Origin of the sequence: Noviherbaspirillum pedocola (assembly GCF_016632335.1) — a bacterium.
Lineage (GTDB): Bacteria > Pseudomonadota > Gammaproteobacteria > Burkholderiales > Burkholderiaceae_D > Noviherbaspirillum_A > Noviherbaspirillum_A pedocola.
On record NZ_JAEPBG010000014.1, the window covers coordinates 49,570 to 63,637 of the forward strand.

The following is a 14,068-nucleotide window of genomic DNA, read 5'->3' on the forward strand; positions in this document are numbered from 1 at the left end:
CTTTCCGTGTTGCGCCTGCATCTCCGTCTATTTCATCCTGCGACTACCAGGAACGAAAGGACGGGCTCAAGCGCGATGTGCTGCCGATCGCAATTAAGGCAGGATCTTGTAGGTCGCGTAGAAATGCGAGAACGTGCGGCCCGGGCCATCCGATCCACGCAAGTCGAAACCGTTTGCAAAGGATCCATTTGCAAACACCGTAGCGCCATTGATCTGCGCGCAATGGTTATCGCCCGACGACTGTACCTGGCAGGGCACATTTCCGGTGCGCGCGGTGCTATTTACGGTAATGCCATCGTCGAAGCGTACGCGCGTAGTGCCGCTGCTGGTAGTAGTCGCCGGGCCCTGGCCGAACAGGCGCAGGGAAGTCGGCAGGACCGCGCCGGCTGGCACCGTCCAGGAAAATGTGACAACACTGTCGGAATTATCGAGCGGAACCCTCAGAATACTGGCGCTTTCCGTCTTAATGCCATTCAGCAAGTCATCGGTGAGCGTTGCCATACCGCGCAATTTCATTTCGGGAATGGTCAGCGCTCTGGCTTGCGTTCGATAGGACTGGGTCGCGTCCGGCGTGCTTGTCGAATTACCGGCCAGATAATAATCAAAGCGCCAAACGCTGTTCGCGGCGAAAGTCGCGATTTCCTCATTGCTTGGGCGGTCCGGATCATAAGCCAGAGTGGTTTCATAGGTAGCGGGATTAGCGGAATTGGAAGCATCCGCAAATTCGCCACGAACCCGCACGAAATTCGTGCCCGACGGCGTGCCATTTACCGGTATCACGAGATTGCCACTTCCGGCGCTGGGAACGAGCGGTATGGTTTTCCCTTTCGGCGAGGTGACAACCACCCGGCTGAATCGCCCATCGTTCGGCACGGTGAGCACATAACCCGTACTGTAATGATCGGCAGAAGGCTGATTGATAAATGAGCGCAATTGGTGATAGGCCGCCACGGCTCCCGGATAGGCATATTGATTGCCGATGATATAAAGCTTGCCGTCCGCCGCGGCTTTGCGCACGACTACGGATTGATCCAGTATTCCGCCCAGGCTATCGACAGTGCGGAAGGAAATCACCAAATCGCCGTTGGCGCGCGTGAATTCATAGGCGCCCCGATCGAATTGCAAACCTGTCGCGCCGCTGCGGAAAATGCCGCTGAATGGTTTTGCGCGATCCGCGCCGCCAATTCTGTCGCCGTTATTGAGGTAACTCGCTGGATCGTTATTGACGAATACGGTTTTGCACGCAGACGCGGTGATGTCCGAAGCCAATGCGGTAATCGCCTCGGGGTTGGCTACACGCTCCGTTACCGGCAGCGCATAGCATGCGGCAAGGCGCTTGAGCAGATCGTCGATCAGGGTCGTCGTGCCCGCGGGAATGAGCGTGGCGGACGTGACACTGCCGAGTGCCGGCAACGTCGTTGCCTGGCTGGTGAATTGCAGAGCGAGCGGCTGGCTGCCGTCGGTATTCTGTTGCTTGACCGCGATTTCAATATTGGTGCTGCTGCCTGTGGCCGGCGTAAAGGAAATCAGCAGGGAATCCAGTGCCCGATCCATGCCGGTGCCATCGGTTGTGAATGTCCCGGTCAATGGATTGGCGGTAGTTCCGACCGCGGAAAGCAGTGGCTGCAATATCTGAACGACTTCGCTTACCTTCGCCGTGACAGTCGTCGTCGAGACCAGGGACGGATTTGCCTGCAATTCGGTGGCAAGCTTGGTCGGATCGCCGGAAACGGATAAACGCGATGCGATCAGCGTGGTAATTGGCGTGATATTGATCGTTGAATTCGCAGCGTCCGGCACAACGCTGAAAAGGGTCATGTCATCGCGGACCGCCTGAATGATGAAAGGCGGTGCAGCGTCTGCTGCGAGCGTGATCGCGTAGCTGCCGTCGGCATTGGTCGTGCCCGTGCCAACCACCGTGCCCTTCTGATCGATCACATTCACCGTGGCGCCGGCAAAGGGCGCGCCGGTGGCTGCGGTTCCGGTGAGCTTTGTCAGTTTTGCCGCAGGAGTGACTGCCGGGGTGTCCGCTGAATTGCCCGAGCTCGTGGAAGCCGTATCGCTTCCGCCGCCACATCCGGCTAATAACACCGCCATGGACGCGGCGGTACAAAAGAATTTCATCGACTTCATTACAATCCCTTTATTTTCGCGAAGGGTTTCCTTTTTGAACCGTTTCGCTCGTTGATTTTGATTTGCCGACTTAATTTCGCCCTGCAGAGAGACAATGCGTGAGCGCGAGGAGAAACCAACTTTATAAATTCATTGAAAGATGGTTGAGACTGCAATCTAGCAATCCATCTTGTTTTAATCAATAGGAATCTTTCCAATGCGAACGCCAGAGAAAAACGGTAAATATTTATCCGCTTCCGGTTCCACCGCACTAATGGCTGCTGTCATTAATAGACTGATTTCCGACATGGGGAATAAAAGATTCACGCTCGCGGTGTAGCGTCGGCACGACGAAAGTGCCTGTATGAAAAGCTGGCGCAAAAATCGTGATGCGATCGGATTTGCGAAATGCTTGAAACCATCATGGACGGTCGTCGCGCAAAAGGGAAAGGCTGCATTTGCCAATTAACCGGAAATCAATGGCTGCTGTAGCGATCATCGCAGGCGTTCAGCCGATTTCCCTTTACATCCTGACAAGTTGCGAGAACGCCGCGGATGCTACTGGCCTCTTCTAGAACAATGCGCCCACCCGGGAACGAGGCTACCGCCGTGGAAAAGTTGGTTGCGCCGAGGAAATATTCACGTAGAATCAACATAAATTTCTATGCGGAAATATTTATGGCGAACTGCCTTCTTGCTCCGGCGGACAACACCGCCTCCCCGTCTCTGCAGGTCGCAGGAATTCGGCTGCGCGAGTTGATTGCCGCACTGTCGCATGCGCTGGACATGACCGAAGGCCAGCCGCCCGGCCACTGCCTGCGCTGCTGCTGGATCGGCATGCGCATTGCCGATGCGATCGGCATGGCCGAGCGCGAGCGCTGGGAGCTGTATTACACGCTGCTGCTGAAGGATCTTGGCTGCAGCAGCAATGCGGCGCGCATCTGCGAGCTGTACATGACCGATGACCTGCATTTCAAGCAGGATTACAAGACGGTCGGCGACAGCCTGCCGCAGGTGCTGGCCTTCGTGTTGAGCCACACCGGACTGAAGGCGCCGCTGCGCGAGCGCTTCCGCAGCGTGATGACCATCCTGCGCGACGGTCCGCAGATCGCCAAGGAACTGGTTGCCACCCGCTGCCAGCGCGGCGCGGACATTGCGCGCATGCTGCGCTTTCCCGAGAGCGTCGCGGCGGGCATCTACAGCCTGGACGAGCATGTCGACGGCGGCGGCAAGCCCGACGGCTTGTCCGGCAATGACATTCCGATGTACGCACGCATTGCGCTGCTGGCCCAGGTGATTGACGTGTTCCACACCGCCGGCGGCCGGGCCAGTGCGATCGACGAAGCGCGCCGCCGCAGCGGCAAATGGTTCGATGCGAACCTGGTGGCGGCTTTCGAGCACGTCGCCCGCGAGGACGCGTTCTGGCACACGCTTGCCTCGAGCGATATCGAGGCGGCGGTCACGCCGCTGGCGCCGCCGGCGCATGAATTGCCGCTGGACGAGGATTATCTGGACGACATCGCCGCGGCCTTCGGCCAGATCGTCGACTCGAAAAGCCCGTACACCAGCGGCCACAGCGGCCGCGTCGCGTTTTATACCGACATGATCGCGGAGGCGCTGGAATTGCCCGAAGCACGTCGACGCTGGCTGAAGCGCGGCGCGCTGCTGCATGACATTGGCAAGCTCGGCGTCTCCAACAGCATCCTGGACAAGCCCGGCCAGCTCGATCGGGAGGAATGGGCCGAGATGCGCCGGCATGCGCAGTACACCGAGGAAATCCTGTCGCGCATCAATGCGTTCTCGGAACTGGCAGTGGTAGCCGGCGCGCACCATGAACGGCTGGACGGCGCCGGTTATCCGCGCGGACTGAAGGCGGATGACATCGCGGTGGAAACCCGCATCATCACCATCGCCGACATCTTCGACGCCATCACCGCCGACCGCCCGTACCGCGGCGCGATTCCCATTCCCACGGCCATGGAAATGATGGCCAAGACGGTAGGCACCGCGATCGATCCACAGTGCTTTGCCGCGCTGGAAATGGCATTGCAGCGGCTTTGATGCACACACCGGTCAGTCGCGCTTACTGCATCGAATGCAGGCCGATGAGATTGCCTTCGGTATCGACCACCAGCGCGATATGGCCATGTTCGCCGATCGAAACTTTCGGCCTGTGCACCCGCCCGCCGCAGGCGATCACGCGCTCGGCTTCCTGCTGGCAGTCGGCGCAGGAGAAATACACCAGCACGCTGTTGCCACCCGAATTCACGCCCGGCATGCGCACCAGCGCGCCCGGCGCACCGTAGCGCTCGGACTGGCCGGGAAAGGCCAGCATCTCGACGTCCGGGCCGCCGAGCTTTTCCAGCTTCAGATGGAACACGCCTTCATAGAAGGCTTGGGCACGACGCAGATCCTGCACATAGATTTCAAACCAGCCGACGGGGTTGGCATGCATGGCGTTCTCCGGGAAAGGGAAAAGGACGTTGGGAGCGCTTGCCATGAACGACATGTTGCCCGCCGCAGGCAAGGGCCTGCTGAGTGCGGCGGCGCGGGAAATGGTTCCCGCGCGTCGATGATGCGTCAGCCGCCCCCGGGTGGCACATACGCCACCACCTTCTCCCGCTCTTCCGGATCATTGCGCGCGACGATCGCCCGAGCCGCTTCGGTCGCGCTCAGATTGCGCGCCTCGTGCGGCACGCCGGGCGGAATGAACAGGAAGTCGCCGGCTTCCGACACCACCGACTGCTCCAGGCGTTCGCCGTAGCGCGTCTCGACGCGGCCGGCCAGCACATAGATGCCGGTTTCATAACCCTGATGCACATGCGGCTTCGCGGCCGCGCCGGGCGGAATCACGACAATGTGCATCGCCAGGCCGCGCGCGCCCGCAGTGTCGCCGGAAATGCCGACGAAGTACGGCAAGCCCTGCAGGGTATCGATCTGCTGCTGCGCGCGCAGGGCGACCACGCGAGTGGTTTCGGTGTCGGACATGGTGTTTTCCTCGCTTCGTTCAGGCCGCGCCGGGCGAAGACGCGCGCACCGACGGATCCAGGCCTTCGCGCAATTCCTCCATCAATTGCGCCACGCTCCAGTTGCGCGACAGCGGCGCGGCCTGCCCGGCCCACAGCGACAGGAATTCCGCCCTGCCCTGCTGCCCGGCGGCGCGGCGCATGTCGCGCGTGAGCGCATTGGTGACCGGGTACATCGGCGCGGCGCTTTCGAACTCGTGCATCTCCTCCATGAAACGGTTGCGCACGCCCCGCGCCGGACGGCCGGAAAAGACCCGGGTGACGCCGGTCTTGCGGCTGCCCGGGCCGGTCAGCGCCAGCTTGTAGGCATCCGATACGCCGGACTCGATCGTCGTCAGGAAGGCCGTGCCGACCGATACCGCCGAGGCGCCCAGCGCAAACGCCGCGCGCACGCCGCGGCGGTCGGCAATGCCGCCAGCGGCCACCACGGGCACATGCACCGCATCCGCCACCTGGGGCACCAGGGCCATGATGCCGATCATCGCGCCGTTGAAATCCTCGCTCAGATAGGTACCACGATGTCCGCCGGCTTCCGCACCCTGCGCCACCACCGCGTCGATGCCGCGCGCTTCCAGGTCGATGGCTTCATCGACCGTGGTCGCGGTGCCCATCAGGAAAGCGCCGGCGCCCTTGAGCGCGTCGATGACGGATGCCGACGGCACGCCGAAGGTGAAGCTGAACACCGGCACCTTCGCCTGCAGCACTGCGTCGATCTGCTGCAGGTAGTTCTCCTCCAGGTGCGATGGCAGCGCCGGCGCCTCGATGCCGAGTTCGGCGTGATAGCGCGCCATGGCGCGGGCCATCTCGTCGGCGCCGCGCGGATCGCGCACGCCGGGTTCCATCACGAACAGATTCACGCCGAACGGCCTGCTGGTCAGCGAGCGGATTTCGGCAATGGTCGCCAGCAACTTCTCCGGCGACAGATAGCCGGCGCCAAGCACACCCAGGCCGCCGGCATTCGAGACCGCCGCCACCAGCGGCGCCTTGGCCGCCTCGCCCGCCATCGGCGCCAGGAATATAGGATTGTCGATCTGCAGCCGGCGCGCGAACGCATTGCTCATGAAGGTCTCCGGGGTGAGAAATGAAAGGTCGATTATAGGAAGCTTGCGCGGACAAGGTTTGGCGTCAAACAGGATTCGGTATAGCCGAAACGGCTTTCGCACGGGTGGCATACAATCGCTGGCTGTCATGACAATCGATCCGAGCATGCCCTTCCCCGCACCGATCGGCCGCCCGGCGGCCACCCTGATCCTCGCACGCGACAGCGCCGAAGGTCCGGAAATCTTCCTGATGCAGCGCCACCATGCGGCCAGCTTCGTTGCCGGCGCGCATGTGTTCCCCGGCGGCGCGCTCGATCCCGCCGACGAGGATCCTTGGTGGGCCAGCCATGGCCTGGACGATGGGCAAGCCAGCCGCATCCTCGGCCTGTCCCACGGCGGCCTGGCTTACTGGGTCGCGGCGGTGCGCGAATGCTTCGAGGAATCCGGCCTGCTGCTGGTGCGCGATGCCGACGGGCGAGCGCCCGATCCGAGCGACCTGGCGGCGCTACGCGAACGCGTGGCCGATACCGCGCCGGGCAATGCCGCGTTTCTGGCGCTGTGCCGCGAACGGCGTCTGTCGCCGCTGCTAGCCGACATGGCTTATCTGTCGCACTGGATCACGCCGCCGGGCCGGCCGCGCTGCTTCGACACCCGCTTCTTCATCGCGCGCGCGCCGCAGGGGCAATTGGCGCAGGCCGACCAGTCTGAAACCGTGGCCCATGCCTGGATGCGTCCGGCCGAGGCGCTCGAGAAAAAGCGCCTCGGCGAAATCGATCTGGTGTTTGCCACCACCAGCACGCTGCAGGCGCTTGCGGCCTTCGACAGCGTCGACGCGATGCTGGCGCATGCGCGCTCGCCGCGCGCGATTCCGGCGCTACGCGCCTGGCCCTCGCAGGCCGGCGGCCGCGAGCGCCTGCTGCTGCCGGGCGATCGTGGCTATGCCGAAGTGGTGAAGCTTGATCCGGAAGGCGTCGGCATGGCGCTGTCAGAAATTCTGCCGGGCAGGCCGGTGCGCCTGTCGCCGCGGATCGTGCGCGTCACCGCGCCGAACCCGGGCGTGATGACCGGGCCCGGCACCAACAGCTACCTGGTCGGCACTGGCGAACTGGCGCTGATCGACCCAGGTCCGGCGCTGCCCGAGCACGTGGATGCGCTGGCGGCGGCAATCGCGCAAAGCGGCGGCACGCTGCGCTGGATTCTGACCACGCATACTCATCCCGATCATTCACCGGCCGCGCAAGCGCTGAAGGCGCTGACCGGCGCAACCGTGCTCGGCATGCCGGCGCCGCCACTGGAGCGCCAGGACCATGATTTCGCGCCGGACCGGGTGCCCGTCGCCGGCGAACGCATCGTCGCCGGCGATGCGACCTTGCGCGTGCTGCACACGCCCGGCCATGCGTCGAACCACCTGTGCTATCTGCTCGAAGACGAGCGGCTACTGTTCACCGGCGACCATGTCATGGGCGGCTCGACGGTGGTGATCAATCCGCCCGACGGCAACATGCGCGAGTACTTCGCTTCGCTCGAAGCGCTGCTCGAGGAAGACCTGGAATGGCTAGCGCCCGGGCATGGCTTTCTGATCGGCGATCCGCACGGCGCGGTGCGGCGGCTGCTGGCGCACCGGCGCGCGCGCGAGGACAAGGTGCTGCGCGCGCTGCGCGCGGTGGGATCGGCGCGGCTCGAGGCGCTCGTGCCGGCGGTGTACGACGACGTGCCAGCGAACCGGCATGCGCCGGCGGCGCGCTCGCTGCTGGCGCATCTGGTAAAGCTGGAGGCGGAGGGAAAGGCGGTTGCAAATGATGGGGTGTGGCGCGCGGCATGAACCGACGCCGGGCGCCGGACGGCGAGCAACCCGCCATGGAGAAAAAATTCGAGGAAAGAAAGAGAACCGGGACCGGCTGTTGTTACCAAGGCCGCGCGTCTTGCGCCGCAATGGCCGTGATGCTTTTTCTCCAACCTCGATCGAAAGGATTTCTCATGCAGGCATTACCACATGGAGCGACGCCAGCCGGGCTGGAGCCAACCTCGTGCCCCGTCCCCGTTCCACAGCAAGAGCAGGACGCGCAGGAATCCGACGCGAGCATGATGCCGACGCTGCACAGCGTTTGGGAAACGACCCGCAACTTCCTGTGCAATGCGGCCCGCACACTTTGGCGGCACGACGATCTTCCCTTTATCACGTTCACTGGCGTGTATCTGATGCAAGACTTGGTGCAGCCCATGAGGAGAGTTGAGGCAGTGATTGGTGCGGTGGCGACGGGTGCCGCCGCACTTCACGTCGGCAGATACCTGGTGGCTGTCACGCAACTTCCACAAATGGCCGGCGTGGTGCAGCAAGATCCTCTCCAGGAGCCAGCTGATCCCAAGCAAGAAGAGCTGGACGTGGAGGTCGTTAACTGACCGCTCCTCCGTAAAGAGGACGGGCCGATCTCCAAGCTGGCAACATCGACATGCCTGCCAGCCCAGCTACCCTTTCGCGCTTGCCCGCAGGCCGTCAATACCTCGTCAATCCGCCGACTCAGCCTGCTCCAATACCGCCTCCAGCACCGCCGTCACCAGCTCCAGCTGCTGCCGATCGACCCTGGACAGCAGTTCGGTGCGCACATTGTCGGCCTGGGTCTTCACCTTCTCGTACAAGGCTTTACCGGCCTCGGTGAGCACCACCAGCTTGATGCGCCGGTCATGCGCGCAAGGCTGGCGCGCGACATAGCCGGCCTTCACCAGGCGGTCGACGGTGGCTACCACCGTCGGGTCTTCCACGCCGAGCCGGCGCGCGAGTTCGGTTTGCGACATGGGCCCGTCAGCGCGGGCTGCCACGGTGATGGCAAGCCAGCCGGCTTGCCCGATACCCAGGTCTTTCAGTCTCCGGTCCAGGGTCTGCTTCCATGCGCGCGAGGCGTTGTACAGTACCGCCGAGAAGCGCTCTTCGATGCTTGGCATGATGGCCAGTCGCCTATTGTTCTAATAATAAGAAGGGATCCTAGCATCGCGATTACGCAGCAGCAACAGCATTCGGCCGTGCCGACTCCGGCTGCATTACGGCTTTCACGGGGAGCAAGGAAATGAAAAAGGCAGTTCTGGTGACGGGAAGCGGTCGCGGCATCGGCGCCGCGGTCGCGCGTTTGGCGTCTCGGCAGGGGTATGCGGTGGCGGTCAATTACGTGTCCGATGCGGCGGCCGCCAAGGCGGTCGTGGACGAGATACGGGCGCAGGGAGGCGACGCCTGCCTGGTGCAGGGTGATGTCGGTAGCGAAGACGAGGTGAAACGCCTCTTCGCCGAAGCAGAAGCCGCGCTTGGTCCGCTGTATGGCGTCATCAACAACGCCGGCATCACTGGGCGCATCGGTAAGTTCGTCGCCGCCGATCCGGAGGCTATCGAACGCATCTTTCGGGTCAACGTGCTCGGCACGATGCATTGCTGCCGCGCGGCGCTGCGTAGCTTTGCGGCATCCGGCACGCGCGGCGCGATCGTGAATGTGTCGTCAATCGCAGCCATTACCGGCAGCCCGAATGAATATGTGCATTACGCTGCCAGCAAGAGCGCCATCGACGTCTTCACGCTGGGCCTGGCGCGCGAAGTCGCACCGGATGGCATTCGGGTCTGCGGCGTCGCTCCGGGCATGACGCTGACCGACATCCATGCCGCGGCCGGCGAACCCGGTCGGCCGGCGCGCGTGGTCTCCCGCATCCCACAGGGCCGGTTGGCCAGTCCGGAAGAAATCGCCGAACCCATCGTCTGGCTGCTCTCCGATGCGGCCTCGTACATGACGGGAGCGATGCTGCGCTGCTCGGGCGGGGTCTAGAGCGTATACGTCTAGTGGCTCAGGTGCTTTCCCGAACGATCAGGCTGAATCCCAGATCGATATTGCGCGTCTGCGGTTCCTCGCCCGCCATCAACCGCTTCAGCAGCTGCGCCGCCTCGTAACCGACGCGGTAACGCGGCGTGGCGATGGTGGTCAGCGAGGGATTCATCCAGGCCGAGGTCGGCAGGTCGTTGAAACCGGAAATCGCCAGATCGCGCGGAATGGCGATGCCGCGCCGCTGGCATTGATAGATCGCGCCGTAGGCAAGGTCGTCATTGCAGCAGAACACCGCGTCGCAATCCGGCGCGTTCGCCAGCAGGCGGCCGATCAGTTCGGCCCCAAGCGCCACCGTCGATGGATCCGGCACCATCACTTCCCGGCGCGGATCGTACAGACCGGCCTCGCGCAAGGCCGCACGGAAACCCTCGGTGCGCTTGATGGTGCGCTCATCCAGCTGTGCCGCAAGGTAGCCGATACGACGGTACCCACGGCTCAGCAAATGCCGCACCATGGCGGCGCCGGCATCGTACTGCGACAGCCCCACTGAAGCCCGGCGCGGATCGTCCGACAGATCCATCATCGACACCACCGGAATGCCGGCCACCTCGAGCATCTTGTTGACCGCATCGTTCTGCGTCAGGCCGGTCAGCAGGATACCGGCCGGATGCGATTGCAGATGCAGGCGCAGCAGGGTTTCCTCCTCTTCGCTCGAGTAGCGGGTATTGCCGATCAACAGCTGATAGCCGTCAGGACCGAGCGCGTCCTGTATGCCGGCCAGCACATCGGTGAACACTGCGTTCGAGAACGACGGCACCAGCACCGCAATCGCATGCGAGCGCGCCGACGCCAGCGCGCGCGCCGCGCGGTTCGGCACATAAGCCAGTTCAGCAACGGCCTGCTCGACCTTGACCCTCAGCTTTTCCGATACCTGGCGCGGGTCCGACAGCGCGCGCGACGCCGTCATCAGCGACACGCCCGCCCGGTGCGCCACATCCGCCAGCGTGGTGCGTTGCGCCGCCGGGCGCCGGCTGCGGCGCCGCGCCGGCGGCAAAGTTTCGGGAAACAGGGAGTCTGTGTCTGACATGGCGCTCATTTCTCGGCGGACAGCGAAGCCGGCATCTTAACCGGATCGCGGCGGTCAACGCAGCGCGGCGCGACCGATCGACGCCACTGGGTCGGCCAGGTCGGCGCCGGTTAACGTCAGCCGGGTTGAAAAAATCGCTTTACAAATCGTCGCACGGGACTACAATCTCGCGAAAAGTTAGCGCTACCTAAAACACCGGCCACTATACCAAAGCGATGGTCGCCAGCGTCGAAGGCAGCGTCAAAATATCGAAACCATCTTGCGGTAGGAGAACTCATGCCGGCACCGATTCCCCATCCGGTTCCTTCCCCCCTTTGCTGCGTCGTCATGGGCGTTAGCGGCTGCGGGAAAAGCTCGATCGGACAACGTCTGGCCGAACGCCTCGGCCTGCCCCATATCGAGGGCGATGCTTATCACTCATCTGCTAGCGTTACCAAAATGTCGGCCGGCATCCCGTTGACTGACGACGACCGCGCGGACTGGCTGCTGCGCCTGAAGTCGGAGATCGCCACGCGGCGCGATCAGGGAACGGGCGTGGTGCTGTCCTGTTCGGCGCTGAAGCGCCGCTACCGGGACGTGCTGCGCGGCGGCGCGCCGGACCTGCTGTTCTTCCACCTGGCCGGCAGCCGCGATCTGATCGCCTCACGCATGGCCGCGCGCGCCAACCACTACATGCCGCCGTCGCTGCTGGACAGCCAATTCCGCGACCTCGAAGCGCTCGCCAGCGACGAAGCCGGCCTGCTCCTGGACATCGCCGAGGACCCGCAGCACATCGTCGACCACATCGTTCAGGCGCTCGCCTGACCCCCGTTTTATCCCCAACCCCATCCATCTCAGAGGAGACAACCATGAGTCATTCGGACACCACCCGGCGCATTCCGCGCCGACGCTGGGGCATCGGCGCCCTGCTCGGCATCGGCGTTCTGATCAATTACATCGACCGCATCGGCCTGTCAGTCGCGGCGCCACAGATCCAGGAAGCCTTTCATCTCGGCCCGGCGGAGCTGGGGCTGCTGTTTTCCGCTTTCGCCTGGTCATATTCGCTGCTGCAGATTCCGACCGGCATGGTGCTGGATCGCTTCGGTCCAATGCGCGTAGGCCGCTGGGGCGCGTTCCTGTGGGGCATCGCTTCGGTCATTACCGCGTTTTCCAGCGGTTTCGCCGGCATTTTCGCGGCGCGCATACTGCTGGGCATCGCCGAGGCGCCGGCCTTCCCGGTCAGCTCCAAGGCTACCGGTTACTGGTTCCCGCGCAAGGAGCGGGCGATGGCTACGGCAATCTTCGACGCCGCGGCCAAGTTTTCCAATGTGATCGGTGTGCCGCTGGTGGCCATCACCGTGGTCGGCTTCGGCTGGCGCTGGGGCTTCGGCATGACAGCGGCATTGAGCTTCGCCTATTTCTTCGCCTTCCTGCTCTTCTATCGCGACCCGAGCGTCGACACCCGGCTCTCGCGCGAGGAATACGAGTACATCAAGAACAATGGCGCCGCGCCCGAGGGCCCGTCCGGCGCTGGCGCGATGAGCATGCTTGGTTATCTGCTGGGCAAGTCCAAGGTCTGGGGCCTGACCATCGGCTTCGCCGCCTACGGCTATTCCTTCTACCTGTTCCTGACCTGGTTGCCCGGCTACCTGGTGCAGACCATGCACATGAGCATTCTGAAGTCCGCCGGCTTTGCCGCGATTCCGTGGGCCGTGGCAACGCTGACCGATCTGATCGTCGGCGGCTGGCTGATCGATCACCTGGTCAGTCGCGGCCATGACGATTCGAAAGTGCGCAAGGGCGTGCTGATCGTCGGCATGCTGTTCGGCCTGGCCGTGTTCGGCGCGACCCAGACCACCGATCCGAAATGGGCAATCTTCTGGATTTCGATCGCGCTCGGCGGCCTGGCTTCGGCCGCGCCGGTGGGCTGGTCGCTGCCTTCGCTGATCGCACCCAAAGGCGGCGTTGGCACCATTGGCGGCATCATGAACTTCGTCAACAACCTGATGGGCGCGGCCGCTCCCATCGTCACCGGCTTCATCGTCGGCGCGACGAATTCCTTCGCCAATGCCTTCTTCGTCGCTGGCGTGATCCTGGTGATCGGCATCATTTTCTTCGTGTTCGTGCTCGGCAAGATCGAGCCGATTCCGGACGTGCCTGAAACCGAAGGCACACCGGTGCCGGTGCGCTGATCCGAACAGGGCGGCACGCGCAAGCACGCCGTCCGCCTCTTCGCTGCTCCTGCAAGGCCGTGGCGGCCCGTTTTCCGAACGGGCCGCCACGGCCTTTTTACTGGCGCGCGTCACCGCAGCGCGCAGATTCCGCCTCCATGCCCTCGCACGTTGCCGGTAATGACACTGCCATGCCGCGCCGCGCTCCTTCCCGATCCGTACCGACCTTCCCGCAAGGTGAGTAAATGAGGGAACGCTCACCATAAGTCGCTGCCAACATGCGCACAAACCTGTGGATGAGCTGTGCATGCGACGCAGGGACATGCTGTGGACCGGCCGCTGGAAAGCCGTGTGTACCGCCTGCCGAGGCAAATCCTGAGCAGAAAATCATTCCACAATGAAATCAATGGCTTATCCAGGTTTCCCAGGGTTTGTCCACAGCCTTGCCCACGTTTTCTGTGTGTAACTTTTGCCACTTTTCCAGGCAGATGTCTCAGCGGCAACGCAGCTTCAGGACACGGCGAGGGCATGGCGTGGCGGGGGACGGTAAGGGTGCGGAAGCGGCCACGTTTCCTGCTGAAATACCGGGCATGAGTTACCCACAAAATCCGTGGGCAAGGCTGTGGATATCCTATCGGGCTTCTTTGCAAGCCGTTGATAAGCAAGGAAAATTTGCTCCTGCTCAAAATCGCGCGATTCCGGAATATCACAGACCTTTCCCACGGGCATTCCACAGGAATTCCCTGCGCGTCATCCAGGGCTCATGCACAAGCTTATGAACATGCGATACCGCGCAGCCGAGCATGCGAGGCCGGACACAAGCCTGGTCGAAGCTGTCAGTACGCGTTATCGA

Annotated in this window: 12 protein-coding genes; 6 read left to right on the top strand and 6 right to left on the bottom strand. The window is 63.1% G+C overall.

What is annotated here, in order from left to right:
- Positions 1 to 93 precede the first annotated feature (93 nt).
- Positions 94 to 2,133, bottom strand: a complete 2,040-nt coding sequence (locus JJB74_RS24180; RefSeq protein WP_200596267.1) for an Ig-like domain-containing protein — start codon at positions 2,131 to 2,133, stop codon at positions 94 to 96.
- Between the two features lie 657 nt (positions 2,134 to 2,790).
- Between JJB74_RS24180 and JJB74_RS24185 the strand changes: the two genes are divergently transcribed.
- Positions 2,791 to 4,173 carry an HD-GYP domain-containing protein gene (locus JJB74_RS24185; protein WP_200596269.1) on the top strand — a complete coding sequence of 461 codons (1,383 nt, stop codon included), beginning with the start codon at positions 2,791 to 2,793 and terminating at the stop codon, positions 4,171 to 4,173.
- A 22-nt stretch (positions 4,174 to 4,195) separates the two neighbouring features.
- Here the strand turns inward: JJB74_RS24185 and JJB74_RS24190 are convergent, their stop codons facing one another.
- From JJB74_RS24190 to JJB74_RS24200, 3 genes are all read right to left on the bottom strand, one after another.
- The gene (locus JJB74_RS24190; protein ID WP_200596271.1) at positions 4,196 to 4,567 is read right to left on the bottom strand and encodes a VOC family protein; all 372 of its coding nucleotides are present in this window, start codon (positions 4,565 to 4,567) and stop codon (positions 4,196 to 4,198) included.
- 125 nt (positions 4,568 to 4,692) lie between these two features.
- Positions 4,693 to 5,100: a cupin domain-containing protein gene (locus JJB74_RS24195; RefSeq protein WP_200596273.1), complete on the bottom strand. Its 408-nt coding sequence runs from the start codon at positions 5,098 to 5,100 to the stop codon at positions 4,693 to 4,695.
- Between the two features lie 19 nt (positions 5,101 to 5,119).
- Positions 5,120 to 6,199: an NAD(P)H-dependent flavin oxidoreductase gene (locus JJB74_RS24200; RefSeq protein ID WP_200596275.1), complete on the bottom strand. Its 1,080-nt coding sequence runs from the start codon at positions 6,197 to 6,199 to the stop codon at positions 5,120 to 5,122.
- Positions 6,200 to 6,326: 127 nt separating this feature from the next.
- Between JJB74_RS24200 and JJB74_RS24205 the strand changes: the two genes are divergently transcribed.
- Together JJB74_RS24205 and JJB74_RS24210 are read left to right on the top strand one after the other, a co-directional pair.
- Positions 6,327 to 8,000, top strand: a complete 1,674-nt coding sequence (locus tag JJB74_RS24205) for an MBL fold metallo-hydrolase (RefSeq protein WP_200596277.1) — start codon at positions 6,327 to 6,329, stop codon at positions 7,998 to 8,000.
- A 35-nt stretch (positions 8,001 to 8,035) separates the two neighbouring features.
- On the top strand, positions 8,036 to 8,578 hold the full coding sequence (locus tag JJB74_RS24210) for a hypothetical protein (protein ID WP_200596279.1): 543 nt from the start codon (positions 8,036 to 8,038) through the stop codon (positions 8,576 to 8,578).
- Between the two features lie 105 nt (positions 8,579 to 8,683).
- Here the strand turns inward: JJB74_RS24210 and JJB74_RS24215 are convergent, their stop codons facing one another.
- A complete protein-coding gene (locus JJB74_RS24215; RefSeq protein WP_200596281.1) occupies positions 8,684 to 9,118 on the bottom strand; it encodes a MarR family winged helix-turn-helix transcriptional regulator in 435 nt (144 codons plus the stop codon).
- A gap of 122 nt (positions 9,119 to 9,240) precedes the next feature.
- On the opposite strand from JJB74_RS24215, the gene JJB74_RS24220 reads away from it, so the two are divergent.
- Entirely contained in the window at positions 9,241 to 9,981 is a 741-nt protein-coding gene (locus JJB74_RS24220) for an SDR family oxidoreductase (RefSeq protein WP_200596283.1), read from the top strand.
- Between the two features lie 19 nt (positions 9,982 to 10,000).
- Here the strand turns inward: JJB74_RS24220 and gntR are convergent, their stop codons facing one another.
- Positions 10,001 to 11,065, bottom strand: coding sequence for an HTH-type transcriptional regulator GntR (gene gntR / locus JJB74_RS24225; RefSeq protein WP_200596285.1), 1,065 nt, complete (start codon positions 11,063 to 11,065; stop codon positions 10,001 to 10,003).
- 276 nt (positions 11,066 to 11,341) lie between these two features.
- Between gntR and JJB74_RS24230 the strand changes: the two genes are divergently transcribed.
- Both JJB74_RS24230 and JJB74_RS24235 read left to right on the top strand, forming a co-directional pair.
- A complete protein-coding gene (locus JJB74_RS24230; RefSeq protein WP_234484808.1) occupies positions 11,342 to 11,869 on the top strand; it encodes a gluconokinase in 528 nt (175 codons plus the stop codon).
- A 44-nt stretch (positions 11,870 to 11,913) separates the two neighbouring features.
- Positions 11,914 to 13,236 carry an MFS transporter gene (locus JJB74_RS24235; RefSeq protein ID WP_200596287.1) on the top strand — a complete coding sequence of 441 codons (1,323 nt, stop codon included), beginning with the start codon at positions 11,914 to 11,916 and terminating at the stop codon, positions 13,234 to 13,236.
- The last annotated feature ends 832 nt before the right edge of the window (positions 13,237 to 14,068 follow it).

Coding starts and splice junctions, on each gene's coding strand:
- JJB74_RS24235 (WP_200596287.1), top strand. CDS start 11,914: ATGAGTCATTCGGACACCACCCGGCGCATTCCGCGCCGACGCTGGGGC.
- JJB74_RS24200 (WP_200596275.1), bottom strand. CDS start 6,199: ATGAGCAATGCGTTCGCGCGCCGGCTGCAGATCGACAATCCTATATTC.
- JJB74_RS24205 (WP_200596277.1), top strand. CDS start 6,327: ATGACAATCGATCCGAGCATGCCCTTCCCCGCACCGATCGGCCGCCCG.
- JJB74_RS24190 (WP_200596271.1), bottom strand. CDS start 4,567: ATGCATGCCAACCCCGTCGGCTGGTTTGAAATCTATGTGCAGGATCTG.
- JJB74_RS24180 (WP_200596267.1), bottom strand. CDS start 2,133: ATGAAGTCGATGAAATTCTTTTGTACCGCCGCGTCCATGGCGGTGTTA.
- JJB74_RS24230 (WP_234484808.1), top strand. CDS start 11,342: ATGCCGGCACCGATTCCCCATCCGGTTCCTTCCCCCCTTTGCTGCGTC.
- JJB74_RS24195 (WP_200596273.1), bottom strand. CDS start 5,100: ATGTCCGACACCGAAACCACTCGCGTGGTCGCCCTGCGCGCGCAGCAG.
- JJB74_RS24215 (WP_200596281.1), bottom strand. CDS start 9,118: ATGCCAAGCATCGAAGAGCGCTTCTCGGCGGTACTGTACAACGCCTCG.
- JJB74_RS24220 (WP_200596283.1), top strand. CDS start 9,241: ATGAAAAAGGCAGTTCTGGTGACGGGAAGCGGTCGCGGCATCGGCGCC.
- JJB74_RS24210 (WP_200596279.1), top strand. CDS start 8,036: ATGGAGAAAAAATTCGAGGAAAGAAAGAGAACCGGGACCGGCTGTTGT.
- JJB74_RS24185 (WP_200596269.1), top strand. CDS start 2,791: ATGGCGAACTGCCTTCTTGCTCCGGCGGACAACACCGCCTCCCCGTCT.
- gntR (WP_200596285.1), bottom strand. CDS start 11,065: ATGTCAGACACAGACTCCCTGTTTCCCGAAACTTTGCCGCCGGCGCGG.